Origin of the sequence: Stenotrophomonas sp. AG209 (genome assembly GCF_003550055.1) — a bacterium.
Lineage (GTDB): Bacteria > Pseudomonadota > Gammaproteobacteria > Xanthomonadales > Xanthomonadaceae > Stenotrophomonas.
This window is the reverse complement of the sequence record NZ_QXDB01000004.1, coordinates 194826-221335: the sequence shown is the minus strand read 5'-3', so window position 1 is coordinate 221335 and position 26510 is coordinate 194826. Positions and strand designations below refer to the sequence as shown.

21 protein-coding genes are annotated in these 26510 nt (G+C 64.8%); 5 read left to right on the top strand and 16 right to left on the bottom strand.

Translation table 11 applies throughout. The features are described from left to right. Positions 1 to 4: 4 nt before the first annotated feature. Positions 5 to 1132 carry a PilT/PilU family type 4a pilus ATPase gene (locus DFO63_RS17960; protein ID WP_014645840.1) on the bottom strand — a complete coding sequence of 376 codons (1128 nt, stop codon included), beginning with the start codon at positions 1130 to 1132 and terminating at the stop codon, positions 5 to 7. A 121-nt stretch (positions 1133 to 1253) separates the two neighbouring features. Between DFO63_RS17960 and DFO63_RS17955 the strand changes: the two genes are divergently transcribed. From DFO63_RS17955 to DFO63_RS17935, 5 genes are all read left to right on the top strand, one after another. Further along, positions 1254 to 1619 carry a DUF4398 domain-containing protein gene (locus tag DFO63_RS17955; RefSeq protein ID WP_005415160.1) on the top strand — a complete coding sequence of 122 codons (366 nt, stop codon included), beginning with the start codon at positions 1254 to 1256 and terminating at the stop codon, positions 1617 to 1619. Then, a complete protein-coding gene (locus DFO63_RS17950; protein WP_119007494.1) occupies positions 1616 to 2500 on the top strand; it encodes an OmpA family protein in 885 nt (294 codons plus the stop codon). The genes DFO63_RS17955 and DFO63_RS17950 overlap by 4 nt, the downstream gene beginning before the upstream one ends. A gap of 324 nt (positions 2501 to 2824) precedes the next feature. Next, positions 2825 to 3061: a YdcH family protein gene (locus tag DFO63_RS17945; protein WP_004154075.1), complete on the top strand. Its 237-nt coding sequence runs from the start codon at positions 2825 to 2827 to the stop codon at positions 3059 to 3061. 301 nt (positions 3062 to 3362) lie between these two features. Next, positions 3363 to 4733: a pyridoxal-phosphate dependent enzyme gene (locus DFO63_RS17940; protein WP_014035882.1), complete on the top strand. Its 1371-nt coding sequence runs from the start codon at positions 3363 to 3365 to the stop codon at positions 4731 to 4733. Positions 4734 to 4856: 123 nt separating this feature from the next. Next, positions 4857 to 6029, top strand: a complete 1173-nt coding sequence (locus DFO63_RS17935) for a cystathionine gamma-synthase (RefSeq protein ID WP_119007493.1) — start codon at positions 4857 to 4859, stop codon at positions 6027 to 6029. Positions 6030 to 6119: 90 nt separating this feature from the next. Here the strand turns inward: DFO63_RS17935 and DFO63_RS17930 are convergent, their stop codons facing one another. The 15 genes from DFO63_RS17930 to DFO63_RS17860 form a co-directional block, all read right to left on the bottom strand. Further along, positions 6120 to 7544 (bottom strand): hypothetical protein, encoded by a 1425-nt coding sequence (locus DFO63_RS17930; protein ID WP_119007492.1) that lies wholly within the window; start codon positions 7542 to 7544, stop codon positions 6120 to 6122. A gap of 381 nt (positions 7545 to 7925) precedes the next feature. Beyond that, the gene (locus tag DFO63_RS17925; protein WP_119007491.1) at positions 7926 to 10874 is read right to left on the bottom strand and encodes an FkbM family methyltransferase; all 2949 of its coding nucleotides are present in this window, start codon (positions 10872 to 10874) and stop codon (positions 7926 to 7928) included. After that, entirely contained in the window at positions 10871 to 12187 is a 1317-nt protein-coding gene (locus DFO63_RS17920) for an ABC transporter ATP-binding protein (protein WP_119007490.1), read from the bottom strand. Before DFO63_RS17920 ends, DFO63_RS17925 begins: the two co-directional genes overlap by 4 nt. Next, positions 12177 to 12995 carry an ABC transporter permease gene (locus tag DFO63_RS17915; protein WP_119007489.1) on the bottom strand — a complete coding sequence of 273 codons (819 nt, stop codon included), beginning with the start codon at positions 12993 to 12995 and terminating at the stop codon, positions 12177 to 12179. Before DFO63_RS17915 ends, DFO63_RS17920 begins: the two co-directional genes overlap by 11 nt. 73 nt (positions 12996 to 13068) lie before the next feature. Beyond that, positions 13069 to 13470 carry a GtrA family protein gene (locus DFO63_RS17910; RefSeq protein WP_119007488.1) on the bottom strand — a complete coding sequence of 134 codons (402 nt, stop codon included), beginning with the start codon at positions 13468 to 13470 and terminating at the stop codon, positions 13069 to 13071. Next, positions 13467 to 15353 carry a hypothetical protein gene (locus DFO63_RS17905; RefSeq protein ID WP_119007487.1) on the bottom strand — a complete coding sequence of 629 codons (1887 nt, stop codon included), beginning with the start codon at positions 15351 to 15353 and terminating at the stop codon, positions 13467 to 13469. Before DFO63_RS17905 ends, DFO63_RS17910 begins: the two co-directional genes overlap by 4 nt. Next, positions 15353 to 16645 carry an NAD(P)/FAD-dependent oxidoreductase gene (locus DFO63_RS17900; protein WP_119007486.1) on the bottom strand — a complete coding sequence of 431 codons (1293 nt, stop codon included), beginning with the start codon at positions 16643 to 16645 and terminating at the stop codon, positions 15353 to 15355. Before DFO63_RS17900 ends, DFO63_RS17905 begins: the two co-directional genes overlap by 1 nt. Positions 16646 to 16770: 125 nt before the next feature. Further along, positions 16771 to 18915, bottom strand: a complete 2145-nt coding sequence (locus DFO63_RS17895; RefSeq protein ID WP_147416472.1) for a hypothetical protein — start codon at positions 18913 to 18915, stop codon at positions 16771 to 16773. Positions 18916 to 19172: 257 nt separating this feature from the next. Further along, the gene (locus DFO63_RS17890; protein WP_119007484.1) at positions 19173 to 20117 is read right to left on the bottom strand and encodes an NAD-dependent epimerase/dehydratase family protein; all 945 of its coding nucleotides are present in this window, start codon (positions 20115 to 20117) and stop codon (positions 19173 to 19175) included. A gap of 1 nt (position 20118) precedes the next feature. Continuing rightward, a complete protein-coding gene (locus DFO63_RS17885) occupies positions 20119 to 20850 on the bottom strand; it encodes an SDR family oxidoreductase (protein ID WP_119007483.1) in 732 nt (243 codons plus the stop codon). A gap of 2 nt (positions 20851 to 20852) precedes the next feature. Continuing rightward, entirely contained in the window at positions 20853 to 22166 is a 1314-nt protein-coding gene (locus tag DFO63_RS17880; RefSeq protein ID WP_119007482.1) for an FAD-binding oxidoreductase, read from the bottom strand. Next, positions 22163 to 23578, bottom strand: a complete 1416-nt coding sequence (locus tag DFO63_RS17875) for a UbiA family prenyltransferase (RefSeq protein WP_119007481.1) — start codon at positions 23576 to 23578, stop codon at positions 22163 to 22165. The genes DFO63_RS17880 and DFO63_RS17875 overlap by 4 nt, the downstream gene beginning before the upstream one ends. A 123-nt stretch (positions 23579 to 23701) precedes the next feature. Beyond that, a complete protein-coding gene (locus DFO63_RS17870) occupies positions 23702 to 24670 on the bottom strand; it encodes a lysylphosphatidylglycerol synthase transmembrane domain-containing protein (RefSeq protein WP_119007480.1) in 969 nt (322 codons plus the stop codon). After that, positions 24670 to 25608, bottom strand: a complete 939-nt coding sequence (locus tag DFO63_RS17865; protein ID WP_119007479.1) for an electron transfer flavoprotein subunit alpha/FixB family protein — start codon at positions 25606 to 25608, stop codon at positions 24670 to 24672. Before DFO63_RS17865 ends, DFO63_RS17870 begins: the two co-directional genes overlap by 1 nt. Next, positions 25608 to 26354 carry an electron transfer flavoprotein subunit beta/FixA family protein gene (locus tag DFO63_RS17860; RefSeq protein WP_014035896.1) on the bottom strand — a complete coding sequence of 249 codons (747 nt, stop codon included), beginning with the start codon at positions 26352 to 26354 and terminating at the stop codon, positions 25608 to 25610. The genes DFO63_RS17865 and DFO63_RS17860 overlap by 1 nt, the downstream gene beginning before the upstream one ends. Between the last annotated feature and the right edge of the window lie 156 nt (positions 26355 to 26510).

Genomic DNA, 26510 nt, shown 5'->3' with positions numbered 1-26510 from the left:
GCGGTCAGAAGCCGTGGGTGATGCTGGGTGCGCCCGCCGAGAAGTCGGCGTACGGGTCGTGCTCGCCGCTGCTGCCTTCGGACAGGCGGAACTTCAGGGCCAGGCCATCGCGCGAGTCGGCCGCGCGCAGCGCTTCCTCCTGCTCGATGATGCCCGCCTTGGCCAGCCGGAACAGGCACTGGTCGAAGCTCTCCATGCCTTCTTCCAACGAGCCTTCCATCGCGGCCTTGATCTCGTGCACCTGGCCGCGACGCAGCAGGTCGCGGATCATTGGCGTGTTGATCAGCACCTCGGTGGCTGGCAGGCGGCGGCCCTCCTTGTTCTTCACCAGGCGTTGGCTGATCACCGCGCGCAGGTTCAGCGCCAGGTTCATCAGCACGTTCTTGTGCGCGCTTTCCGGGAAGAAGTTGAGGATGCGCTCGATGGTCTGGTCGGCGTTGTTGGAGTGCAGGGTGGCCAGGCACAGGTGGCCGGTCTCGGCGAAAGCGATCGCCGCCTCCATCGTCTCGGCATCCAGGATCTCGCCGATCAGGATCACGTCCGGCGCTTCACGCATCGCGTTCTTCAGCGCGTTGTGGAAGGCGTGGGTGTCCAGCCCGACCTCGCGCTGGTTGACGATCGACATCTTGTGCTTGTGCAGGTACTCGATCGGATCCTCGATGGTGAGGATGTGACCGGTGGTGGTGCTGTTGCGGTGGTCGATCATCGACGCCAGCGAGGTGGACTTGCCGGAACCGGTGGACCCCACCACCAGCACCAGCCCGCGTGGGGTCATGATGACGTCCTTCAGCACCTGCGGCAGGTTCAGCTCCTCGATGCTCGGGATGCGGCTGCGGATGGCACGGATGACCATGCCGACCTCGCCCCGCTGCTTGAACACGTTGACGCGGAAGCGCCCGGCATCGGGCAGGGCGATGGCCATGTTGAGCTCCAGCTCGCGCTCGAACTGCGGCACCTGGCCTTCGTCCATCAGCGAGTAGGCGATTTTCTTGACCATGCCCGGCGGCAGGCCGGTGTTGCCCAGCGGATAAAGCTTCCCCTCGATCTTGATGTAGACCGGTGCCCCGGTGGTCAGAAACATGTCCGAAGCGTTCTTTTCGGTCATCAGCTTCAGGAAGTAGCCGATATCCATTGCGAATTTTCCCCAACGAAACGGCCGACGCCCGTTGCCAGCACGGTGTCGGCTTGACGACAATGGCCGTGAACCGACAACCGGTACGGCCTCCCCAATGAAACGACTTAGCTTCGCACGAATGCGCCATGGCCTGTATGTGATGGCGTTTGCATTCGCACTGTCTGCCCCCGCCTGGGCGCAGGACGCCGCCCTGGAACTGGCGCAGGCCCGGCAGGCGGTCGACAAGGCCACCCAGGCCGATGCCGACCAGTACGCCCCGGACCTGATCGGGCTGGCCCGGCAGGGGCTGGAGCAGGCCCAGCGCGCCGCCGGCGACCGCCGCGAGCGCAAGAACGCCCCGGCGATGGCCCTGCGCGCCGCCGCCGATGCCGACCTGGCCCGCGTCCGCAGCGAGGAAGCCACTGTCACCGCGCAGCTGCAGCTGCGCCGCAACGAGGTCAACCAGCTGCAACGCCAGCTGTCGACCGGGGAGGATCGCCGGTGAAGCCGATGACCGCCGCAACCCTGGCCGCGCTGCTGGCGCTGCCGACCCTGGCCGTGGCCGCCGAGAACCCGATGGTGGCGCAGCTGAGCCAGCGCCTGATGGCCATCCAGGCCAACCCCGACACCGCTGAGCTGGGCGCCTTCGAGCGCATGCAGGCCCAGCAGGCCATCGCCACCCTGGACAAGGCCAAGCGCCGCGACCAGGAGCTGGCCACCTACCTGGCCGAGCGCCGGGTGGAGATTGCCGAGACCGCCGTGCGCACCGCGATGGCCGCGCGCGAGGTCGACCGCCTGGAACGTACCCGCAGCGACCTGCTGATCGAAGCCAGCCGCCGCGACGCCGCCCGTGCCCGCCAGGAAGCCGAGCAGCTGCGCATGCAGGCGCAGATGCAGGCGGAGGAGGCCGAACGCCTGCGCCAGGCGGCCGAAGCCGAGACCCTGGCCCGCCAGGACGCCGAGAACGCACTGACCAGCGTGGCCGGCAAGCAGCAGCAGCGCCTCAGCGCCGCTCAGCAGAACGCCGCCAAGCTGGCCCGCGAGGAAGCCGAGCTGGTGTCCGGGCAGAAGCTGCCGGGCTCGAAGTTCGATGGCCGTGGCGAAGTCTTCACCTTCAATGGCGACGCGTTCGCCGCAGGCGCCTCCAGCTTGTCCGGTGGGGCCCGCAACCAGGCCAAGGCGCTGGCCGAGTACCTGAACATCGGCAAGAAGGGCCGCCTGCGCATCGAGGCCTACGACAACGCCAATGGCGTGGGTCAGAAGCGTGCCGAAGCGCTGCGCGACGCCTTGGTCGCAGCCGGTGTCGCCAGCAACCGGATCCAGGTCAGCGGCAAGAAGGCAGCCTCCACCCGGGCGCGCTCGGCCGAGGTCATCATCGCCCCGTAATCCATTGATATTGTTTGTTTTTCGTTGCGATGAGCATTCAGCCTGAACCCCGCCCCGGCGGGGTTCGGTCTTTTTGACGCAGGGGTCTTGTACCCCGCCTTGAGCAGGCGTAGGGTCAATCGTCCGGGACGCAATGCCGCGGACCGGACGATGGGAGGGCCGGGCCGATGCAAGCAGGGCGCGAACCGCAGCAGATCGACGTGCGCAGGCCAGTGCCGCAGGTCGTTGCAGGCGTCCAGGTGGCCATCGACCGGCGCTCCTCCATGAACAACGCCCCGTGCCTTGCGGCCGGGGCGTTCGCGTATCTGTCGAAGGAGGTCCATCATGTTTGAAGATCAGCCCCAGAGCGAGATCGACGCCCGTCGCGCGCGTGATCCGGAGTTCAGGGCACTCCATGACCAGCACCGCAAGTTGAACAAGAAGTGCATGGACGCGGAGTTGGGTGTACTCCCGATCGATGATGTCACCCTGGGTCGCATGAAGCGTGAGAAGCTGCTGGCCAAGCAACGACTTCTGCGAATGTACGAAACACCGCTCCCAATGACGTCCCCCACGCTTTGACGCACCCCGTCGCGCCCGGAACGGCGTGACCCGGCCATCGATGGCCCCGCCGGGCGCTCCTGCCCCGGCATCGCGGCACCGCCGATGAGGCGGCCGCGCCAAGGCACCACAGGCGGTGGTGCCTTGGCCTGCAGGCACAACTCACCGATGCGGGCGGTACCGGTCTCCTCGTCGATCCGGGGCCGCCCGCATCCCTTCATGGGGCAGGCGGGCGGCATGCCCGCACCGACCTGACATTCAGCGCCATCCGTCGGATAATCATCGGTCCGGCCCTGCGCGGCGCGAATCGAAAGTCCTCCGAATGCCCATCCATTCTTCCGTCCTCGAACTCATCGGCCAGACCCCGATCGTCAAGGCCCAGCGCCTGGACACCGGCGTCTGCGAGCTCTACCTGAAGCTGGAGAGCGCCAATCCGGGCGGATCGATCAAGGATCGCATCGGCCTGTCGATGATCGAGGCGGCGGAGCAGCGTGGCGACCTGAAGCCGGGCGCGACCCTGGTCGAGGGCACGGCCGGCAACACCGGCCTGGGCCTGGCGCTGGTGGCCCAGCAGAAGGGTTACAAGCTGATCCTCGTCGTTCCCGACAAGATGAGCCGCGAGAAGATCTTCAACCTGAAGGCGATGGGCGCCGAAGTGCGCCTGACCCGTTCGGACGTCGCCAAGGGGCACCCCGAGTACTACCAGGACCTGGCCAAGACCATCGCCGAGCAGACCCCGGGCGCCTACTTCATCAACCAGTTCGGCAACCCGGACAACCCGGCCGCGCATGAGTTCGGCACCGGCCCGGAAATCCTCGAGCAGATGGGCGGTGACCTCGACGCCATCGTGTTCGGCTGCGGCAGCTCCGGCACCATGACCGGCCTGTCGCGCGCGTTCGCCAAGCTGTCGCCGAAGACCGAGCTGGTGCTGGCCGATCCGGTCGGCTCGATCCTGGCCGAGTACATCAACGACGGCAATCTCAACGACAAGTCGGGCAGCTGGCTGGTGGAAGGCATCGGCGAGGACTTCCTGCCGTCGATCTCCGATTTCAGCCGCGTCAAGAAGGCGTATGCCATCAGCGATGCCGAGAGCTTCCACACCGCGCGCGAACTGCTGGGCAAGGAAGGCATCCTGGGCGGTTCGTCCACCGGCACCCTGCTGGCCGCCGGCCTGAAGTACTGCCGCGAGCAGACCACGCCGAAGAAGGTGCTGGTGCTGGTGCCCGACACCGGCAACAAATACCTGTCGAAGATGTACAACGACTACTGGATGCTGGACAACGGCTTCCTGCAGCGCCCGCAGCACGGCGACCTGCGTGACCTGATCCTGCGCCCGTATGGCCAGCGCGACACCGTGGTGATCGGCCCGAACGACCTGCTGACCACCGCCTACCAGCGCATGAAGCTGTACGACGTCTCGCAGCTGCCGGTGATGGACGGTGAGCAGCTGGTCGGCATCGTCGACGAAAGCGACGTGCTGCTGCATGTCTATGGCGATGAAGCGCGCTTCCGCGACACCGTCGCCACCGCGATGGTCAGCAAGCTGGACCGGCTGGACGTGAAGTCACCGATCGAGGCCCTGCTGCCGGTGTTCGACCGTGGCCAGGTGGCGATCGTGATGGACGGTGACGCCTTCCTCGGCCTGATCACCCGCATCGACCTGCTGAATTACCTGCGTCGGCGCGTTCAGTAAGGCGTTTATCGCCGCAGATCGCTGCTGAATCCCGGTTTATCCGCGTCAAAGCTCGTTAAGGCCGCGCTGATAGACTCCCGCTCCTTCGACGGCGCCGGTCATCGGCGCCAATCAGGAAACGACATGTCCAACGCTTCTTCCCCGGACCGCGCGCTGGCCCTGGCCACGCTGGCCATCCACGGCGGCCAGTCGCCCGACCCCAGCACCGGCGCGGTGATGCCGCCGATCTACGCCACCTCGACCTATGCCCAGTCCAGCCCGGGCGAGCACCAGGGCTTCGAGTACTCGCGTACCCACAACCCGACCCGCTTCGCTTATGAGCGCTGCGTGGCGTCGCTGGAAGGCGGCACCCGCGGCTTCGCCTTCGCCTCGGGCATGGCGGCCAGCTCGACCGTGATCGAGCTGCTGGACGCCGGCAGCCACGTGGTGGCGATGGATGACATCTACGGCGGCAGCTTCCGCCTGTTCGAGCGCGTGCGTCGCCGCACCGCCGGGCTGGATTTCAGCTTCGTCGACCTGACCGATCTGGCCGCGTTCGAGGCATCCATCACGTCGAAGACGAAGATGGTGTGGATCGAGACCCCGACCAACCCGATGCTGAAGATCGTCGACATCGCCGCGGTCGCCGCCATCGCCAAGCGCCATGGCCTGATCGTGGTGGTCGACAACACCTTCGCCTCGCCGATGCTGCAGCGTCCGCTGGAACTGGGTGCGGACCTGGTCCTGCATTCGGCCACCAAGTACCTCAACGGCCATTCGGACATGGTTGGTGGCATGGTCGTGGTCGGCGACAACGCCGAACTGGCCGAGCAGATGGCCTTCCTGCAGAACTCGGTGGGTGGCGTGCAGGGCCCGTTCGACAGCTTCCTGGCCCTGCGTGGCCTGAAGACCCTGCCGCTGCGCATGAAGGCGCACTGCGCCAACGCGCTGGCGCTGGCCCAGTGGCTGGACAAGCACCCGGCGGTGGAGAAGGTGATCTACCCGGGCCTGCCGTCTCACCCGCAGCATGAGCTGGCCGGCAAGCAGATGGCCGGCTACGGCGGCATCGTCTCGATCGTGCTCAAGGGCGGTTTCGAGGCGGCCAAGCGCTTCTGCGAGAAGACCGAACTGTTCACCCTGGCCGAGTCGCTGGGCGGCGTGGAAAGCCTGGTCAACCACCCGGCGGTGATGACCCATGCCTCGATCCCGGTGGCGCGCCGCGAGCAGCTGGGGATCAGCGATGCGCTGGTGCGGCTGAGCGTGGGTGTTGAAGAGTTGGGGGACCTGCAGGTGGATCTGGAACGGGCGCTGGCCTGAGCCAGCCGTCCGGGCGCTTGGTCCGGCGAGGTGCAGAAGATGACCGGGCGCCCTTTGGGCGCCCGGTTTGTTTCGTCGCTGGCCAGGGTGCTATTCGCCGTTGGTCGCGGGAAGGATCGGAGTGATGCTGCCGTCCTCCCCAACGACGTGGGTAGCCGTTTCTATGCTGCCCCAACTGACGGTCGGTGCATAAAGCCTGGTGAGCCAACCTGCGCGTGAATAACCCACCATCCAGCTTGGGACGATTTGCTCTGGCAGCTGAGTGTCGGCGATTGTTGCCCCTGCTGGCAGAAGGGCTACGTCATGCTGGTAGTTGGCGATGAAGGAGCGCGCGGAATCTCGGTCGGCATCCAGTGGGATCTCACTGCGATGCCAGCCGAGGTTGATTGCGATAAGGGTGGCCACCGCAATTACAATGCGCCGCTGGAATGCAGTTTGGCAGACGGCTGATATCGAAAGCGCAGAAACAATCAGCAGGAGAGTTGAGCCCTCCACACAGTAGCGCAGAGTTCCACCCGGGAAGCGAACCGCGCGCTCCCAGCCAATTGCGCCGGCGCTGGCTGCGAGATAAGTGAGCAGCGCGACCCAGGGAAACAGCAGGGCCGGGCGCTTGCGCACGGATGCCACAGCGAGGGCGAGGACCAGCGCCACACTGACGCTGCGTGGCCAGCCAAGCCCGTACGAACCGAGACCGAAGCTGCTTCCGATCGCGTAGTCGGCGGTCAGTTCCCAGATGTAGGCGGCCAGCACCAGCGGTGAAGGGTGAGGCTGTATGGACGGCTCATGGAAGACCTTGAGCAGCGCCAGGTAGGCCAGCGCGACGAAAATGGAAGGGATCAACGTCCGTAGTGCGCTCAGGCTCGCGCGAAACCAATGCCGACCCTGTTGGCTTTCGCGCAAGGCCAGAAAACCCCACAGCAGTGCCAATGAAAAAAGTGCCTTTGCGGTGAAAAGAAGGGATACCGCAAGCCACAAGCTGATAAGGACCGGGCGTGCCCGGCTGCTCCCGCTCGCGCAGAACAACGCAGCGGCAATGGCGGCAAATGAGAACGTGGTGTGCACAGCCGCACTCCACCACATCGTGGCTTGCCCAGACTGCGGAAGCAGCACCAGCAGAGGGAGAGCAACTGCCAGTACCCATGGTCGGCTCCCCAGTCGCAGTGCCGCCATGCCGAGCAGGGCGGTTGTGCTGGCTGTGACAACTGCCAACAGCATCTGGATTCGGGTGTAGTCCATCCCGAACAGCTCGAATGCCATCGCCTGCATCAGTCGGTAGCCTGGAGCCATCTGACCGAAGACATCCCGCATCAGATATGCCTGGTTGAAACCTGTCTCTACGTAAACAGCAAAGTTCAGGAAGTCGTCGCCGTAAAAAAAGAAACTCTGAGCACGCCACATGACCACAACGGCGTGAATCAGGGCGAACCCAAGGACAACGATCGCCCCTGCGCGCGTCCTGAGCGAGAAGGGTGTCACGGGGTCGTCATGTCTCGACACCGCAATGGCCGCAGTCATTAATGTTTTCCCCTTTCCATAATGCAACGCTGCGGAGAAGGCCTGGCAAGCTGCCGTCTCCGCGCCTCGATATTCAGGAAGGGTACATCATGTCGTTCCCTTAGTGCGGGTTTGCACCTCTTTGTTCTCGCCGTGCAGTCCGCGCCTGCAGGGCTGCTTGAGGGGGAGGGAGATTCCTCGCCGGCGACGGCCGTCGGGACCAGGACGGTCAGAATCGAAGGTGGTTGAGCGGAAGTCTCATGCTTGCCAAGTCCTTCGGCACGGCCAACCGGCTCAGCAGATGGCTTCCGCTTGCCGCCTACGCTGGGGCAGACGCTCTTCGCCTCTTCTTGCGAAGGGCGTACTGGAGGGCATGGGGCTGCCAGTTCACCTCAGTGCCATCTAGCGGGCGACGCTGCGGTACATCCGCGCCGCCAGGCGCGCAGCAGGTGCCGCGCCCGGAATCCGCAACAGGCGGTCGATGATGCGACCGAGCCTGCGGCCGATTCGCTGGCCCGAGGTTCCCATCTCCGCTGCCATCGTGGCCGGGTGCTTGAGCGCGTCGAGGTTGCGCAGCACCTTGGCGACCTGCGTTGCGTTGGCCAGGTTCATGGCCGAAGTCAACGCTTCATGGACTTCCACCGCGGAGCGGTGCCATCCGTCAGCTTCGCCCTGGCGCCGTTCGTCGGTCCAGACCGGCATCGCCTCCTGCAGCCGTTGCACCAGTTCGCGCGTGGTTTCGTAGGCGTGGATGTTGGCCGAGGCAGTGATGTGCGCTGCCAGCTCCCGGTTCAGGCCGCTGTCGCGTACCAGAACCGGCCGGCGATGGGCCAGTGCGTGCAACACGGGGAAGCCGAAGCCTTCGTAGTGGCTGGGGAACACCACGACGCGTGCATCGCGGTAGAACGAGCGGAAGGTGTCTTCATCAATGTTGCCTGCCTTGAACGACTGCACGTTGGCTGGCAGTTCGACATCCTCGGGGTAGCCGATGGCGATGATCTTCTGGCCAGGAAGCGCGCTGGCCAGCGCGTCGGTCGTTGCCCGCACGAACTTGTGGGTAAAGTGGTTGCCGATCACCAGGATGTGCGAACCCTCCGAGCCGGTAGGCTCGTAGCTGGCGTAGTCAGCAGGATCCAGTGAATGCAGCGAAACCTGCTGCAGGGTCGAGCTGCTGATCGGGTAGCGCAAGCGAATGCGATCAAGGGTGAACTGCGAGTTGGTGAACAACACGCTCATGTTCTCGAAGGCGAAACGCCACAGGCTGTCGTCGAAACCCAGCGCCAGGTAGCCGCAGTCAGTGGAAATGGTATCAAGCATGAAGATGCCGACGACCGGTGCGGTCTCGAACAGGTTCAGCAGGGTTTCCAGCTGGTAGGGTTGGCCAATGCGGACCACGGCGGCGACCCGGTTACGGTGGTCGCCGGGTTCCAGCCGGACGACTCCCGGCAGGCGATCCAGGCCGTGGAAAGCCCAAGCCTGTGCGCTGATGAAGACACCGATGCGGGTGTCCTTGGGCCATGCACGCTGCGAGGCAGACAACAGCTTGACGCCCGACTCGAACGTGCCGTTGTGGAACGGCCCGAAGGACGAGAAGTCGAAAGCAATCGTTCGTTTCCCCTGCACCGGGTCCAGTGCCTCCAGCAGCCGTTCGGCGCGGTACTCCGGCGATGTGAAGTAGCGATAGATGAGCGGGGCGTACTCCGGGTAGCGCTGGCGCAGCACGGCACCATTGATCTCCTCGCGCTCGGACCGTTGCTGGCCCGTGGTCGAGAAGGACTGTTCACCCTGGTGCCAGACGAAGGCATGGTTGGCCAGCGCGGCCCGATAGCCTGCGCGGTTGGCGCGCATGATCAGGTCGTTTTCTTCGTTGTAGCCCTTGCCATAGACGGTGTCGAAGATGCCGAACTCCGCCAACAGCGTGCCGCGGATCCACAGTGCGAAGCCGACGGCAGTGGGGATGAACGAGAAACGGGGCAGTCGGCGAGCGAGGGGCAGGAACTTGGCAAGCGCCTGCTCGACAGTCACATCGGCGTGCTCCATGGTGTATGGCAGCGTGGCCAGTGTCGCGTTGTTGCTGCGCGGGCAGACGAAGCCGATCATCGGATCGATCGCGGCTACTGCCAGGATCTCTTCGATGGCACCTGCGGTGACTTCGGTATCGGAGTTGAGCAGGAAGACGTCGGCGCCTTCCTCGATGGCGAGCTGGAAGGCGCGGTTGCAGGTGCCAATGAACCCGAGGTTCTCCTCGTTTGCCAGCGCACGCACCTCGACGCCGTCAAGACCTTCGGCGGCCGCTTTCTGCAATGCTGCGCCCAGTGGAGCGTAGTCCGGGCTGTCGTTGTACAGCCAGACGGACGCGCCTGCACGGGCCAGTTCCTCAGCGACGCTGCGCAGCCCGCGCATGAACGGATCCACCAGCTGCTCGTTGCGGTAGAACGGGGCGACGACATGCAGCGGGCGCTGCGCGCGTGCCTCAGCAGGCAGCGGCAGCGGATGGCTACGGTGTACGGCCGGAACGGCCGGTGCATCGGGCAGCATTTCGGGCAGGTACTGCGGCTTTTCCAGCAGCAGTGCCACCACGTCTTCCAGCGAGGTGATGCGCCGCATTCCTTCAACCATGTCCCCTTCCGCGCGTTCACGCGGCAGCAGGAACAGCCCGCATTCGGCGTTGGCGCCGTGGAAGTTGTCCGGGCAGTTGTTGAAGTTGTCGGGATTGAAGGCCGGGTAGACCACTCCAAAGGCGGCGTAGTCCAGCTGTGCCACGGCGGCCAAGGTGGTCGCTGCGCCCTCCACCGAGTTGCATTCGGCAAAGACAATCGGGCGGCAGCGCTGCAGCGTCTCCATGGCACCGGTAAGCACCTGCGCTTCCATGCCTTCCACGTCGACCTTCAGCAGATCCAGGCGTGGCAGCTGCAAGGAGTCGAGGGTGACGATGCGCACCGTGTAGCCGCGGCCGGCATCGATCAGGCTCAGGCCGCCCTGGTTCTGGGCCTCCTCGGCCGAATCGTCGAGCGAGATCGAGCCCGGATGGTCGGACAGGCCAGCATTATGGGCCGTGACCTGCCGGGTGAGTCCGTTACGTTCGATGTTGCGCTGGAGGATGGCAAAGGCATTGCGACGCGGTTCGAACGCGTGGACATGCCCCAGGCTGCCAACGTCCCTTCCCAAGGCCACGGCGTGGGTACCGATGAAGGAGCCGACGTCGGCGACAACGCTTCCCGGTGCAATGAAGCGGCGCAGCAGCTCGAGCTCGTTCTCGGCCCACTCCCCATACCAGCGCAGCGAGTCGGCGATGACGGTGTCGCCGGGGAGCGTTTCGAAAACGCCGTGACGTCCAGTAATGATGGTCATGAGCGATGAGATGTGCGGAACGACACTGCCAGCGGCTGAGCGCCGGAAATGCCGTGGACCAGTTGTGGGTTGAGGGCCGTCAGAACGATGGCATCGTGCAGCCAGTGGTGCTGCACATGGTCATCGCCGGGGCCCTCGGCGAGTGCGATATCCAGGCTGTATTCGCCGCGGATCAGGCGAGGGAGGCGCATCTGGAACGTTACGGTGAAGATGCTTCCCTGCTCGACGGCGATGGCCTCGTCGCGCAGGTAGCTGTCGGAGCTTTCGGCCACCAGATACTGCCCCTTGCGGTCCTTCAGCATGAAGCCGATGGCGGGATAGTCCAGCGCCTTGCCTGCCCGCGCGGTCACCACCAGGCGCACGTCGTCCTGCGAAGAGAACTCGGACACGATGTTGCCGTCGACGTCGGTGAACACCGCGCTCTCGATGTGCGCGCCCCCTGCGCCGAAGCTGTCCACATCCGGGCGGAAGGCGCCTGCATGGAAATGGGTCGCTTCCACGGTATCCGCATCGTAGCTGCCCTGGGCAAGGGCTGCGTTCGGCTTGGCCACCGCCGATTCCTGGCGGTCCGCATAGAGGTCGCGCAGATAGATGGCAGAGATCTCGCGCGCCGAGCCGATATCGCACTGGTACTGCCCGTCCTGCCGCCGCAGCAGCACGGCGGATGCGCAGAGTGCATTGACCGCGCCCATGTCATGGCTGACGAACAGGAGGGTGCCACCGCCGCGCTGGAAGCCTGCAAGGAACCGCATGCACTTCTGCTGGAAGTAGGCATCGCCGACGCTCAGCGCCTCGTCGATGATCAGGATGTCTGCATCCACATGGGCGATGACGGCAAATGCCAAGCGCACGTACATGCCGCTGGAATAGGTCTTCACCGGCTGGTTGATGAAATCGCCGATGTCGGCGAAGGCGGCGATTTCGGCGAAGCGACGGGTCACCTCCTCCTTTTCGACGCCGTATAGCGACGCGGCAAGATAGACGTTCTCGCGGCCGGAGAATTCGGGGTTGAAGCCGGCCCCCAGCTCCAGCAGTGCCGCCACCCGCCCATTGACGGTGATCGCGCCTTCGGTGGGAGTCAGCGTGCCGCAGATCATCTGCAGCAGGGTCGACTTGCCGGCACCGTTGCGGCCGATAATGCCCACCGTCTCGCCACGATGGATGGTGAAGCCCACATCGCGCAGTGCCCAGAATTCCCGGTAGTACTGCCGGCGGCCCCGCCACAGCATCTGCATCAGCCGGTGCGTCGGCTTCTCATAGACGTTGAAGCACTTGCCCAGGCCCTGCACCTGGATGGCGATGTCAGAGCACATCGGCAAACCCCTTGCGTGTGCGCTGGAAGAAGGCAAAGCCCAGGAAGAAAACCGCCAGCGAGACCAGCAGGCAGGTCGGATAGACCACAGGGTCCAGCCCCTTGCCCCACATCAGGACATCACGCATCTGCGCGACGATGGGCGCCAGTGGATTGATGTTCAGCACCGGCCGCAACGACGCCGGGATCGCATCGATCGGATAGAAGATGGGTGTCAGGAACATCACGGCGGTGGTGATGATCGCGGTGATCTGCGCGGTGTCGCGCAGGAACACACCCAGCGCCGAGAGCAGCCAGGCAATGCCGGTCATGAACAGGATCATCGGGACCATGACCAGCGGCGCCAGCAGCGCGGTCATCGGCGGCAGACCGGTGGACACCAGGTAGAACAGCAGCCAGACCATCAGGTTCACCGCCAGGCTGAACATCGCGGTGAGCACGCTGACCCACGGCAGGACCTCCAGCGGGAATACCACCTTTTTCACGTAGTTGGCGTTGCCGACGATCAGGCCCGGTGCGCGGTTGAATACCTCGCTGAACAGGTTGAACACCAGCAGGCCGCTGAACAGCACCAGGGCGAATTCGGTGCGCGAACCGCTGCCGCCGGGCCAGCGGGCCTTGAAGACCTCGCTGAACACCAGCGTATAGATGGCGAGCATGAAGACAGGCTGCACGAGCGCCCACGCCAGTCCCAGCAAGGACCCGCGGTAACGGGCGGCGATTTCGCGCGCCGCCAGTGCGAGGACCAGTCGTCGGTTGTCGATCAGGGACCGGATCAGTTGGCCGGGGGAACTGGGGAAGGCTTCCATTCAACGAGGGCGAGGAGATTGACCAGATAGTCTACTGCGGGCGGGTGAGGCCCGCATGGAGGCCGTTCAGGCTTTACCCCGCCTTGCTGCGAGCGAAGGTGAAGTGCTTGTGCCCAAGATAGGCGGTGAAGATCGGCACGGCCACACCGACCAAGTGGGCACTGAGTGGAATGTCCAATGGCCAGTTGAGCAGCGGCAGCAGCCAGCGCTTGAGCAGGACGCTGATGGCCAAGGTCTGCAGCAGGCTGACGGCATTGATGGCGATGAACCACGCTGCCTGCTGTCCGATGGGACGGTCCGAGCCCTTGAAAACCAGAACCCGGTTCAGAATGAAGGCCGTCAGCATGCCCAGCCCGTAGGCCAGACAGACGGCAACCTCGAAGGGCACAGCAAGGCTGAACAGGATCCGGCTACCCACGTTGACCGCAGCTGCTGTGCCGCCACAGATGATGAACAGGAGAAACTGGCGGCTCATGCAGGGGTCCTTGAGGCGGAGATCCGCGGTTGTGCCGCGGCATAGGTCAACAGCATCAACACCAGCACCAGTGCCGCGTACAGTAGTCGGCCAGCATGTTCTTCGGCCCACAGCCGCAGTGCGCTGAGGCCACCGATCCTCGAAGGCGGCGTCATGGCGATCCAGGTATGTGCGTCGTTGTCGACGAGGTGCAGCCGGTAATCGTCAGCCGGGAGCTGCACGACGCGCGTGCGCCAGCGTTCGCCCTGGACACCCTCGCGCACCAGGTCGACGCTATGGTGGCTGCCTTCCAGGCGTGCCGCGACTGCAGGCATGCCCGCGCCCGCATGCCGATAGGCGATCCAGCCGCCGTCCGTGCTGACCGCCGCACTGCGACAGTCGGCCTGGTTCGCGTCGCCGCTGCCAGGTGCGTAGGTGCCGATTGCATAGGGCAGTACCGGCAGCGTGGTGTAAGCCCCGGAGGAGCTGATTCCGCTGCAGGCCTGCACCGAGAACGGCAGTGGTCGACGAATCTCCAGCGGCATCATGTCCGCCGCGTCATTGGCCGCCAGGACCTTTGCGATGCGTTCGGCATCGGGATACGGGAACCGTCCCGGCGCCGCGCGCAGGGCCTCCAGGTCACCATCGCGCAGGTAGTCGGACAGCAGGCGTTCCTGCCGCGCACCCGCAGCCGAGCGCTCTTCCATGCTGGCCTGCGCCATGATCAGGGTGGGCTGCATGGACAGCGCGGTCCAGCCGATGAACACGGCCGGCACGGCGCCGCGTACCCAGGCAGGCCAACGGCCCGCGCTGCGGAAGCTGGCGTGCAGGACAAGCCACAGGTTGTTGATCACGCCGATCGTCAGCAGATCGGTGTAGCGCGATGACACGGCGTGTTCTACTTCGACTCCGCGGGAGTAGGCCATGGCCACGGCCTGCACGAGTACCCAGCCGGCGATGGCGAAGGCAAAGCGCTCCCCGCGCGGACCACTGGCCCGGGTAAGGAGCCGCCGCAGCATCACCACCGAAAGCACGGCCGTCGGTAGCCACAGCACCACTACGCTGATCCACAGGGGGCGAAGTGGCCAGGCCAGAGTGTTCTTCAGAGCCTGCAGGAACTGCGCAAGCGAGTGCGCATGGAACGTGTCGCCATGTGGCGCCTGCGGCATCATCAGCAAGCCTACCACCGCCACCACTACCAGTAATCCGAGGGCAATTCCGCCTTGGCGACGGTCCACGTCGCCGGACACCAGGCGGTGGACCAGTAGGCCCGCGGCGGCAGCGGCGGCGAACACGCCAGAGGCCATGGTGAACAGTGCCAGCCCGGCGCAGACCACCATGACGAGGATGCGAGTGCGGCCGAGGACGTCGGCCGACGCCAGCCAGACCGTCACCACTGACAGTAGCGCCAGGATGAAGAACTGGTTCTGGAAACCGGCGATCAGGTTCTCCCAGCCCAGGGGCGAAGCGGCCAGTGCGAAGGCTCCCAGCGCCAGCAGCGGACGCGCCGCCGCTGGCAGGGTGCGCATGCCCGCCCAGGCCATTGCACCGATGGCGGCTGCATGGGGGAGTACGTTGAACAGCATCTCCACCTTGGCGTCGAACTGGTTGCCGTTGAGGGCGAACAAACCCAGCGAGATCAGCCGGGTGAACAGGATGCGATGCTCATTGTGCGCGGCGAAGAAGTGGCCGATGTCCAGTTCGCCGCGCAGGTACGGCAGCAGCAGGTTGTCGAACTCCGCATCCCATTGGTCCCAGAACGGGCTGCTGCTGCCATGCGTCAGAACCAGGTAGGTGCGCACCGCGATCAACGACACCAGCAGGGCCGTCAGCAGGAACACCGGATCCAGGGGCTGGATCCATCCGGTCAGCCGCGCACGCGAGGCGCCTACCCATCCCTTCATCAGCGCAATGCCTCGTCCACCAGCGCCTGTGCGGTGTTGATGCTCTCGTTGATCGAGCGATCTTCAGGGTAGTAATACGCAGTGTCGGCCATGAAGAAGCCCTGCACCGGCGTGCGCATCGACGGCAGCATGTCCTGGAAGCCCGGCGGGCAGATCGTCTGCGCGAACTCATAGCGATGGCAGTGCGAGGCCAGCACCCAGTCACGCTTGAAGGCCGGGTTGATCCGTGCCAGGTAGCCCAGCACTTCCTCGATCAGCTCGGCGTTGGACTGCTGCCACTTCGGGTGGGTCTTGGGCATGTAGTACGGTGCGTACAGGATCTTCTGGCCCGGATCGTGGCCCGGGTTGAGGTTGCTGTACTCGATCACGCCCGGGATCTCGATGCCCGGGTCGCTGATGTTCATCCAGAAGTTCTCGCTCACCGCGTGCTTGAGCTTGAGGATCACGCAGGCGACGGGAATGTTCTGCACGGCAGCGACCTTGGCGCGGAAGTCCTCCGGCAGTCCCGGCACCAGCGCCGGCACGTACTGGATGGGTGCGGTGGAGATCACGCCGTCGTAGGCGGTGAATTCGCCGCCCACCGATACGCCGGTGACCTTGCCGTTCTCGGAAACCACTTCATCGATGCCACGGGACAGTTCGATGCGGCCACCACGGGCCTGGATGTCCTGCACCATGCGTTCCAGCAGCGTCATCGAGCCCCCTTCCAGGTAGCCCATGCTCTCGTTCATCAGGTTGCGGCGGGACAGCGCCACGCGCTTGATGCGCGTGCCGATCCAGCTGGCCGACAGGTTGTCCTTGAACTCGAAGAACTTCAGGCGGAAGGCATCCTTCCACATCACGTCATAGGCCTTCTGGCCGACCCAGCGGCGGATCCATGCGCCAGCCTCTTCCTTGTCCAGCGCCGTCCAGTCCTTGATGCCCTTGGTGTACATCACGTGCAGCGCATAGCGGAACTTGCTGATCGGCCCAAGGTGGGGGAAGGCGAGCAGTGCAAACGGGTTGCCCCACTTGTAGAGCTTTCCCTTGTAGAAATAGCCCATCTTGGTGTCGGTCCAGCGCAACGCCTTGGACAGGCCGTAGCGCTCCAGCAGCGCGAAGAGCGGATAGTCGGTCTTGCAGATGAAGTGGTAATAGCGCTCGATCGACAGGCCGTCGAAATCGAAGTTGGCCGACATGCCGCCAATGCGATCGTCACGCTCGTAGATCGTGACCGAGTGGCCCTGGTCGAGGAGTTTCACGGCGGCCATCAGGCCCATGGGGCCTGCGCCGATGATGGCATAATTTTTCATGTAACTCCTTGAATTTATTTCACTATCAGCAGGTGCTGTGGGCGGCTGGCAGGGTGGGGGCATGACGGATTGCGCGCAGGGGGACGCGCTGTCGGCAGGCACTATGCCGCAAGTCTGCGATGGAATCACTCCTGCCGGTCATGGTAGACGGTGTCGTCTTCGTTTCTGGTTGAAATAAATGAGGCTGCCAGCAGGGCGCCAGCCAGCAGCAGGGTTCCGCCGACGTAGGCGAGTTGAAGACCCGGCAGGAAGGTGCGGTCGAGAGCGTAGATCGACAGTGCAGCAATGACATTGGCCGCACAGGCCGCATGGAAGAGTGGACGCATCGCCTTCCAGGTCGCCAGGAGTATCGAGAGTTGCAACAGAACTACTGCGGCGTATGACCCTTGATGGATGTTTGCCGATCCACCCTGGAACAAAACGATCGCGCAGATAAGAAACGTGATCGTAGCCGTAGCCAGTGCCTGGAAAAGCGGCTTGTGAATCGACTCCAGCTGCTGTTGCCGCTGTTTGCGCCAGATCATCAACGCAATGCATGGAAGCAGCAGCAATGGGGAGGTGAACCACATCGCGTGGAACGTGTGGAAGAAGCTTTCCTCCACGAAATGGGATCTTGCTGAAGGGTCCCCGCCGAATATGACCTGCAGAGCCTGGTAAGGTGCGGTAAACGCACCTGCGGTGATTTCCTTGACATTTTCCAGGCGGGCCAGGAGCCACGTTGAAGGCGTGAGCTGGCCATATGCGCTGGTCAGGGCCTGCATCGTGCCCTCGTCGCTCACCGGAATCTTTCCAGCAAAGTGCCACTTGATCAGCCGGTTGCCAGGAGGGTCGATCAGTCTCTGGTAGGCGATCCAAGGCAGGTAAATGAGAGCCGAAAGGGCACCGGCGCGGAGCAGCATGGACACGCTTCGTCGTCGATACCACGCCAGGTGCAGGAGTGAGGTGCCTGCAAGAAAGAACAGCGCGCCGCCATGGGACAACAGTGCGAGCGCGGCTGCGACACCGGCTTGGCCCCAGCGGGTAGGCGTGGCTCTTCCGGGGAACAAAGCCATGTAGTAAATAAGGCAGAACGCTGCCGACAGCAGTTTGGGCCAGACCATCAGCGTATTGAGCAGGACCAGCGCGGACAGGCAAAGAGTGAAGAGCGCAATTGCGCGGCTGCGACGATCACTGATCAGCGTCAGCAGGCAGCCCAGCGGCACCAGCACGAGCGTCTGTGCCCATGTGGCTATGCCCTGATAGAGCAGCCCGCGGCTCCCTGGAAGGAGTTCCCGAATCATCAGGTAGAGCCCGGCTTGCAGGGGAGGCCTATCGCTGCTGAGCCAATCGCCAGCCATTGGGCTGACCAGATGGCCATCTGCAAGCATGTCGCCAAACATCAGAGGCAACCATCCATCCATCGCCAGTGGGAACCAGCGCTTGGCAGGTTCATCCCATTCATGACCTTGCCAATGGAACGGGAACAGGCCGATCCAAAGTACAAAGCATGCCAGCAGCACCCCCGGGAGAAGGATGCGTTGGACGCCCGTCACGTCTGCCGCGGACAGCTTGTGGTTGATCCTCGACATCAGTGCAAAGGACAACGGCAGCAGAAGGGCGGCCAGTGAAACTATCGCTCCAGCTTGCACCGATACCACGTACGCACAGAAAACCATGAACCAAACGCAGCCTGCGACCAGCAATCCCAACATGACCCGTTGGCTTGGTGTGCCGCGAATGGGCATGGCCAGCGATAGCGCCACCAGCCACACATTGCCGACGATTACGCCGAACAGCATGGGCCATGCGCCAGCAACTGAGGCGATTGCTGGGTTGGACGTGGAGGCGCCCATCCCGGCCCAGCCGAAGGTCGATGAGGTCTGGTCCTGCAGGCGGATCCGGAATCCCGTGAGCGAAACCGCAGGAGGAATGTCAAACGCTCTGCGCTCCCAGTGTTCAGCCGGATTGGAGAACGTGGTCAATGGAACTTCACGCCCCTCCGGGGAGATCGCACTGAGCGACATGCCCGGATTGGCAGGATAGCCGGTGAGCATGAGTTCTACGCGCTGGGTACCTGCCGGATAGAAGCCTGAAGTGATCGAGCCGATCCACCCATCGCCTCCTTCACAATATGAAATCCGACCCTCAAGCGACGGGGTTGCCGGCAGGAAGCTGGAGCTTGACGGAGGACAGCCGCCTTCTGTTTGCAGCACAGGATCGACGTATGAGCTGCAGCCGCCCAGGATCAGGAAGCACGCGAAAAGCAGCGCGACCAGCACGCGTGCGAGCAAGGCTGAAGCGCCGTGGGACTTATGACGCACGCCCCTTGGCAGTCGCATTGAACCGGGCATGGAGAGTCGTCTTCCTCGTTGGATAGCTGTGCTGGCTTTTACCGTCTTCCTACGAAGCAGGTAGTGCCGTATCTCCCCGTGGGAGACGGTGGGCGCCTATACCGGCAATGACGCGCCTGCCTCACTCGATTGGGATTGAGGCTGCGAATTGTCATTCAGCAGAATTGATCATCCTTGGGCAGAGTGAGGTGCGTGGCTCAGCGCTGCAGCACGATGTGGCTGTAGCGCGGGTCGGTATAGCTCTCGCGAATCGCTTCTTCAAACGGCGTCTGCTTCACCCCGAACACGGCCTCGGTGTCGATGCCCTTGAAGTCATCGCCGGCACTGAGTGCCTTCAGCTGGTCGGCGGTGAAGGGCGGTTTGCTGCTGAACAGGCTGTAGACCTTCAGCAGGAAGCCAAAGAAGCCGATCGGGATGTGCACGATCACCGTATGCAGCTTCTTGACCCGTTTGATGGTGCGGATGATGTCCACGTAATCCACGCGGGTATCGCCGACGATGTCGAAGACCTCGCCGTCCGGTTCGGTTTCGATGCACTTGGCGATGCAGCGGCAGAAGTCGCGTTCGTACAGGGGCTGGCGCATGAACTTGCCATCGCCCGGGATCGGGAATACTGGCGTGCGTGCCATGAAACGCGACAACCAACCCAGGTGTTTGGGGTCGAACCAGCCGAACATCAGCGTCGGGCGCAGCACGCAGTGGCGCTGGCCGCTGGCGACCACCATCTCTTCCTGCTCGCGCTTGGTGTTGGTGTAGTCATCCTTGGCCACCGAGTTCACCACCGAGGAGCTGATGTGCACCATGTAGGGCACTGCGGCGTCCTGGGTGGCCTTCAGCACGTGGCCGGTGGCGGTGATGTTGTTGCGCACGAACAGGTCGGTGGTCTTGCCGGTGATCTGCGCGTGCAGCTGCACCACGCAGGCGGCACCGTTGAATTCACCGGCCCACGCGCCAGGTTCAGCCAGGTCGGCTTTCACCACGCGGACATCCGGGTGCAGGCCGTGCAGGATATCCAGGTTGTGGGCATGCTTGTCGATGGCGACCAGCTGGGTGTAACCCTGCTGCTTGAGCTCGACGATCAGGTTCTGCCCCACCAGGCCGGCAGCACCGGTGATGACGATCTTGGCGTGCTTGTCGGTCATGTCAGAGCTTGATCCTGCGGAAGATGAATTCGGGAATGTTCTTGATGATCATCATGATGGCCCACCAGAAGCCGGGCAGGTAGGCAACGGCCTTGCGCTTGCCGATCGCCTTGAGGATGCCGGTGGCGACCTTGTCCGGTGTCGCCCACAGGGCGCCCTTCTTGAACGCGGCGGTCATCGGCGTATCGACGAAGCCGGGCTTGATGACCAGCACGTTGATGCCAGCCGGACGCAGGCGCTGGCCCAGGCCGCTCAGGTAGGCGGTGACCGCTGCCTTGGCGCTGCCGTACAGATAATTGCTGGCGCGGCCACGATCACCGGCTACCGAAGAAATGACGGCCAGGCTCGCACCGGACTGCAGGCGCTGTGCCAGGGCCGCTGCAAGGGCGATGGTGGACGTACCGTTGGTGGCAAACTCGCGCAGCGACAGCTCCACGGAGGCATCGCAGGCAGCCTGGTCGGGCAGGGTGCCGTGGGCGATCAGGACGGTATCGACGCCGCCCAGCGCGGCCCATGCGTTGTCCAGGAGGGCGCCATGGGCGGCCACATCGTTCACGTCCAGCACGCCGCTGTGCACGTGCGGGGCACCGCGCACGCGCAGGTCGGCGGCAATGGCGTCCAGCTTGCCGGCACTGCGACCCACCAGGTAGAGCGCGGCGCCACGTGCGGCGTATAGGCGCGCAACCGATTCGGCGATGGCCGAGGTCGCGCCGATGATCAGGATCTTCTGCATGGTTACTCCATCACCCGGCGCCAGAAGCCGGATGAGAATCGAGGGTCGATGAAGCGGGAGAAGGCTTCCCAGGCCGGGTTGGCCTGGCGGAACAACGCGCCGGACATGCGCGCGTCCTTGGCCGCGTATACGGCACCGCCCGCTTCGCTGACGATGTGGTCCAGGCGGTCGAGCATCTTCAACAGCTCGGGACCGTCGTTGGGGAAATCCAGCGCCAGGGTGGTGCCCGGGCGCGGGAAGGAGAGCAGCCCCGGCGAGGGCCGGTCGCCGAATTCCTTCAGCACCGCCAGGAACGAACCGCGCCCGCTGCGGGCAATTTCGCCCAGCAGCGCAGCGGTGGCGTCGCGCGCGGTGGCTGGCGGCAGCACGCACTGGTGCTGCAGGAAGCCGCGTGGGCCGTACATGCGGTTCCAGTGGTTGATGCCGTCCAGCGGATAGAAATAGCTCTGGTAGTGCGATACGTGGCGGGCCCGGCGAGCCGGCTGGCGCCAGTAGTACAGCGTGTTGAACGGACGCAGGGTCAGCGGATTGACCAGCGAAACCGGCGGCACGATGGGCATGCTGCGGCGAGGGGCCGAACTGGGCGTGGCCGCGTGGGCGTCGCCTGGTGCATGGTCGCCGCGCAGGAAATGCCCGCGACCAAGCGCGCGGCCCTTGGCCAGGCAGTCGATCCAGGCAACGGTGTATTCGAAATCATTGGCCGACTCGCGCGACAGCGCGAAGAACTCGTCCAGGTTGTCGAAACGGATCGACTCGGTTTCGATCCATGGGCCTGGTACCCGACGAAGCTGCAGCTCGGCCCAGGTGATGAAGCCGGTCAGGCCCAGCCCACCTGCGGTGGCGGCGAACAGGCCGCTGCTGTCGTCCGGCGTGAGTTGCTGGCGCGAACCATCGCTGCGCAGCAGTTCAAGGCGCAGCACGTGGTGGCAGAACGTACCTGCGCGATGGTGGTTCTTGCCGTGCACGTCGTTGCCGATTGCGCCGCCCACGGTGGCGTAACGAGTGCCGGGGGTGACCGGCAGGAACCAGCCGCGCGGCAGCGCGATGTCCAGGATGTCGGCCAGGGTTACCCCTGCCTCGCAGCGCACGATGCCCGTGGCCGGATCGAAATCGATGAAACGGTCCAGCGCGCGGCTGGTCAGCAGGGTCGCGCCTGGGTTCAGGCAGCTGTCGCCGTAACTGCGCCCATTGCCGTGGGGCAGCACCGTGCCGCCCGCTGCGGGCAGCGGCAGGGCAGCAGCGCGGTCGAGCACCGGAAGGATCCGCTGCTCTACCCGCGGGTAGCGCCCCCAGGACTGGCCAACCCCTGCACTCATATGGCGATCAGGACGATCAGCACGCACAGTGCGATGACGATCTGGCTGCCGCGGTCCATCGCCGCGAACACGATCGGGTCGTCATGCATGTCGCCCCGGTGCGAGACGATCCACATGCGGCTGATCCAGTACAGCAGGATCGGGCACAGCAGCCACAGCAGCTTGGGACTGGTATACAGCTCCAGGCTTTCCGGGCTGTTGATGTACAGCGCGAAAACCGCGACGCCAATGTAGCCGGCGGCCGCGCCCAGCGACTGCACCAGCGGCAGGTCGGACACCGAGTAGCCGCGGCCGATCGCCATTTCCTTGCCGCTGGCCAGTGCCGAGGCCAGTTCGGTGTAGCGCTTGAGCATGGCCAGGCTGAGGAACACGAACATCGAGAACGCCAGCAGCCAGAACGACAGTTCGGAGTTGATCGCCACCGCGCCGCCGATGATGCGCACCGTGTACAGCGCCGCCAGCATCACCACGTCGATCATTACAATGCGCTTGAGCTTGAGCGAGTAGCTCAGGGTCATCACGTAGTAGCACAGCAGCACGCCTGCGAAGGCCGGGCTGCAGGCCAGCGCCAGGGCGAAGCCGGCCAGGGTGATCAACGGCGCCACCAGCAGGCCATGCAGCAGCGGCAATGTGCCCGCGGCAAACGGGCGTTTGCGCTTGCGCGGGTGCATCCGGTCTGGGGTCAGGTCCAGCAGATCGTTGAGCAGATAGACGCCTGACGCGCACAGACCGAAGGCCAGGAAGGCCGTGCCTGCATCGATGATCGAGGTGAGATCGAAGAAACGGTGGGCGGTCAGCAGCGGTACCAGCACCAGCAGGTTCTTCAGCCACTGGTAGACGCGCAGCGCCTTGATCCAGGTGATCAGGCCGCCGTTCTGAGAGGGCAGGTGGGCAAGCACTTCTGTCTGCTTCGCGGCAGCGCTGGCCAGCCCGGCCCCGTTGTTGACCACGATCGCGCCGCCGGCATGGGCCCAGACCTTCAGGTCGACCGTGCCGTTGCCCATGTAATCGAAGCCTCGTTCGCCAAAGCGTGCTGCCAGTGCCTGCCCCTTGTTGCTGCCGGACAGGTTGGTGTGGCCGTCGCTGGCCATCACCTCTTCAAACAGTCCGAGGTGGTCTGCAATGGGCTGTACCAGCAGCCGGTCGGAGGCCGTGCACAGCACGCGGGGGCGCTGCGTGGTGGTGCGCAGTATGTCCAGCACCCGCTCGTCATAGGGCAGGGTCTCGGCGGGCAGTTGCACGCGCGAGGCCAGCTGGCGCTTTACGTAGGCTTTGCCCCGCAGCAGCCAGAACGGCACCAGGAACAGGTACAGCGGGTTGTGGGCCAGCAGGGCCAGCAACGATTCGTACAGGATGTCCGAGCGGAGCAGGGTGCCATCCAGATCGACGCATAGGGCACGAGAAGAGGTCACAGCCGAGGTGCCTCGTCGCAGAAAATGGCGTGATGCTGCATGTACTTCCTTTTCCACACGGTTGAATTCACCCTGAATGATAAGGGAACCGGCTGAGACGCGCAGCCATCCACCTTCTGAACGTCACGGCCTGGCTTTCAGCTCCAGAAACGCCATTGCGAGCATTCCCACAACCACCGCCAGCCACAGGCTGACCAGGCGGATGCCGATCGCCACGGTCAGCGCGGTATCCACCGCAACGCCGCTGGCACCGAGCATGACCACGATCGCCGCTTCGGTGGTGCCCACGCCGCCGGGGACGAACGACAGGGCACCGACCAGCATGGCCAGCGGGTAGATGCCGAGCGCCAACGGCCACGGCAGGGCAATGCCCAGCGCCTGGCACAGCAGGGCGAAGGCCGCGGCGGTCAACAGCCACGCGGCAGCGCCCTGCAGGCTGGCGGGCAGCAGCAGGCGCATGCGCAACAGGGGGCCGAGGGCGCTGGCACCACTGACCAGGAAGTGGCCCAGCCGCCGCACCGGCGAACCCGGCAGGTGCTCGATGACGCCGTGCGCGGTGCGCGCCAGCGGCGGCCAGCAGCCCAGCAGGCCCAGGGCCAGCAGCACGCCCAGAATGATCGCCGCCAGGGCGCCGAACGCCGGAATCAGGTGCGCGGCGCCAATTGCCAGCACGGTGATCACCAGCAGGTCCAGCGCACGTTCGAAGATGAAGGTGGCCAGGGTGGCGCCAGCCGGAACGCCCTGCCAGCCGAAATAGCGGATGCGCAGCAGTTCGCCTGCCTTGCCGGGCGACGCGGTGAAGGCAAAACCAGCCAGGTAGGCCAGTGCGCCCCGGCCCCAACTGTGCGGGCGCAGCCCCTGTGCGGCGAGCACCGCGCGCCAGCGCTGGTAGCGGAACACATAGCTGGCCAGCACCAGGGCACTGCACAGCAGCAGCGTGCCGGCCTGCGCGGCCAACTGCGAAAGGATGTTGCGGTCGCGGTCGATGTACCAGAGGACCGCCAGGTAGGCCGCCGCCGTGGCGGCGACCCACAGGCCTGCGCGGCCCCGGCGAGCCGGCTTCACCGGCGCCGGGGACGAGCAGTCAGACATTACAGCGCAGCTTCCAGCTCCGGCAGGATCGTAAACAGATCCCCCACCAGGCCGATATCGGCAATCTCGAAGATCGGCGCATCGCCGTCCTTGTTGATCGCGACGATCGTGCCGGCATCCTTGATGCCGGTCAGGTGCTGGATGGCACCGCTGATGCCGACGGCCACGTACAGTTCCGGCGCGATGATCTTGCCGGTCTGGCCGACCTGCAGGTCGCTGGGCACGTAGCCGGCATCCACCGCGGCGCGCGAGGCACCGACGGCGGCGCCGAGCTTGTCGGCCAGCTGGAAGATGACCTTGAAGTTCTCTTCCGAACCGACACCACGGCCGCCGGAGACCACGCGCTTGGCGCTCTGCAGGTCCGGGCGGTCGCTGGCACCGGCGGCGAGGCCGACGAAGCGGGTGTGGGTCGGCAGGGCAGCATCGACGCTGGCCGCTTCGATGGCGGCGCTGCCGCCCTGGGCCGCTTCCGGCCACGACGCGGCACGCACGGTGGCGACCACAATCTGGTCGGCCGGGGCTTCCACGGTGATGATCGCGTTGCCGGCGTAGATCGGGCGCTTGAAGGTGTGGCTGCCTTCAACGCTCATCAGGTCGGAGACCTGGTTGACGCCGAGCAGGGCGGCCACGCACGGCATCAGGTCCTTGCCGAAGGTGGTCGACGGGCCGAACACGTGGGTGTAACCCTTTGCCAGCTGCGCGATCTGCGGCGCCAGCACCTGGGCGATCGCCTGCGCGTTGGCGGCGTTGGCCACGGTCAGGACCTTGGCGACGCCGGCGATCTTCGCGGCCTCGGCGGCCACGGCAGCCGGATCGGCGGCCAGCACCAGCACGTCGATGCTGGCACCGCTGATGGCAGCGGCGGCGCTGACGGTCTTGGCGGTGGCGGCGTTGAGCTTGCCGTCGTGGTGCTCGGCGATGACGAGAATCCTGCTCATTACAGCAACCCCTTCTGCTTGAGTGCGGCAACCAGTTCGGCCGCGTCCTTGACCATCACACCCTTGCTGCGCTTGGACGGCGCGGCGTACTGGGTGGTCTTGAAGGTGTCGGCGGCTTCAACGCCGAGGTCGGCCAGCTGCAGGGTCTCCAGCGGCTTGGCCTTGGCCTTCATGATGTCCGGCAGCTTGATGAAGCGCGGCTCGTTCAGGCGCAGGTCGGTGGTGACCACGGCCGGCAGATCGACTTCCAGCGTTTCCAGGCCGGCGTCGACTTCACGGGTGACCGTGGCCTTGCCGTCGGCAATGTCCAGCTTGCTGGCGAAGGTCGCCTGCGGACGGCCCCACAGCGTGGCCAGCATCTGGCCGGTCTGGTTGGCGTCGTCGTCGATCGCCTGCTTGCCCAGGATCACCAGGTCCGGCTGTTCCTTCTCGATCAGCTTGAGCAGGGTGCGTGCGGCGGTCAGCGGCTGGATGGCCTGGTCGGTGACCACATGGACGGCGCGGTTGGCGCCCATGGCCAGGCCGTTGCGCAGATGCGCCTGGGCGTCAGCCGGGGCGATGGTGGCGACCACGACTTCGCTGGCGATGCCCTTGTCGCGCAGGCGCAGGGCTTCTTCCAGGGCGATTTCATCGAAGGGATTGGGGGACAGCTTGACGCCGTCGGTGACCACGCCGGAACCGTCCGGCTTGACCTGAATGCGGACGTTGTAGTCCACCACGCGCTTGTACGCGACGAGGATTTTCATCTGGTACGGGGTCCTTCAATAACGGGGAGAACGTCCGGTCCTCGCACAGCAACCGGTTCGGGGGTGGGATCCCGATTCTAGCTGGCTTGGGGCGACCATGCGAATGCGTATGGTTATGCTGCGGTGCCGCAAAAACGCGGGGTGCGGCGCTTCGTT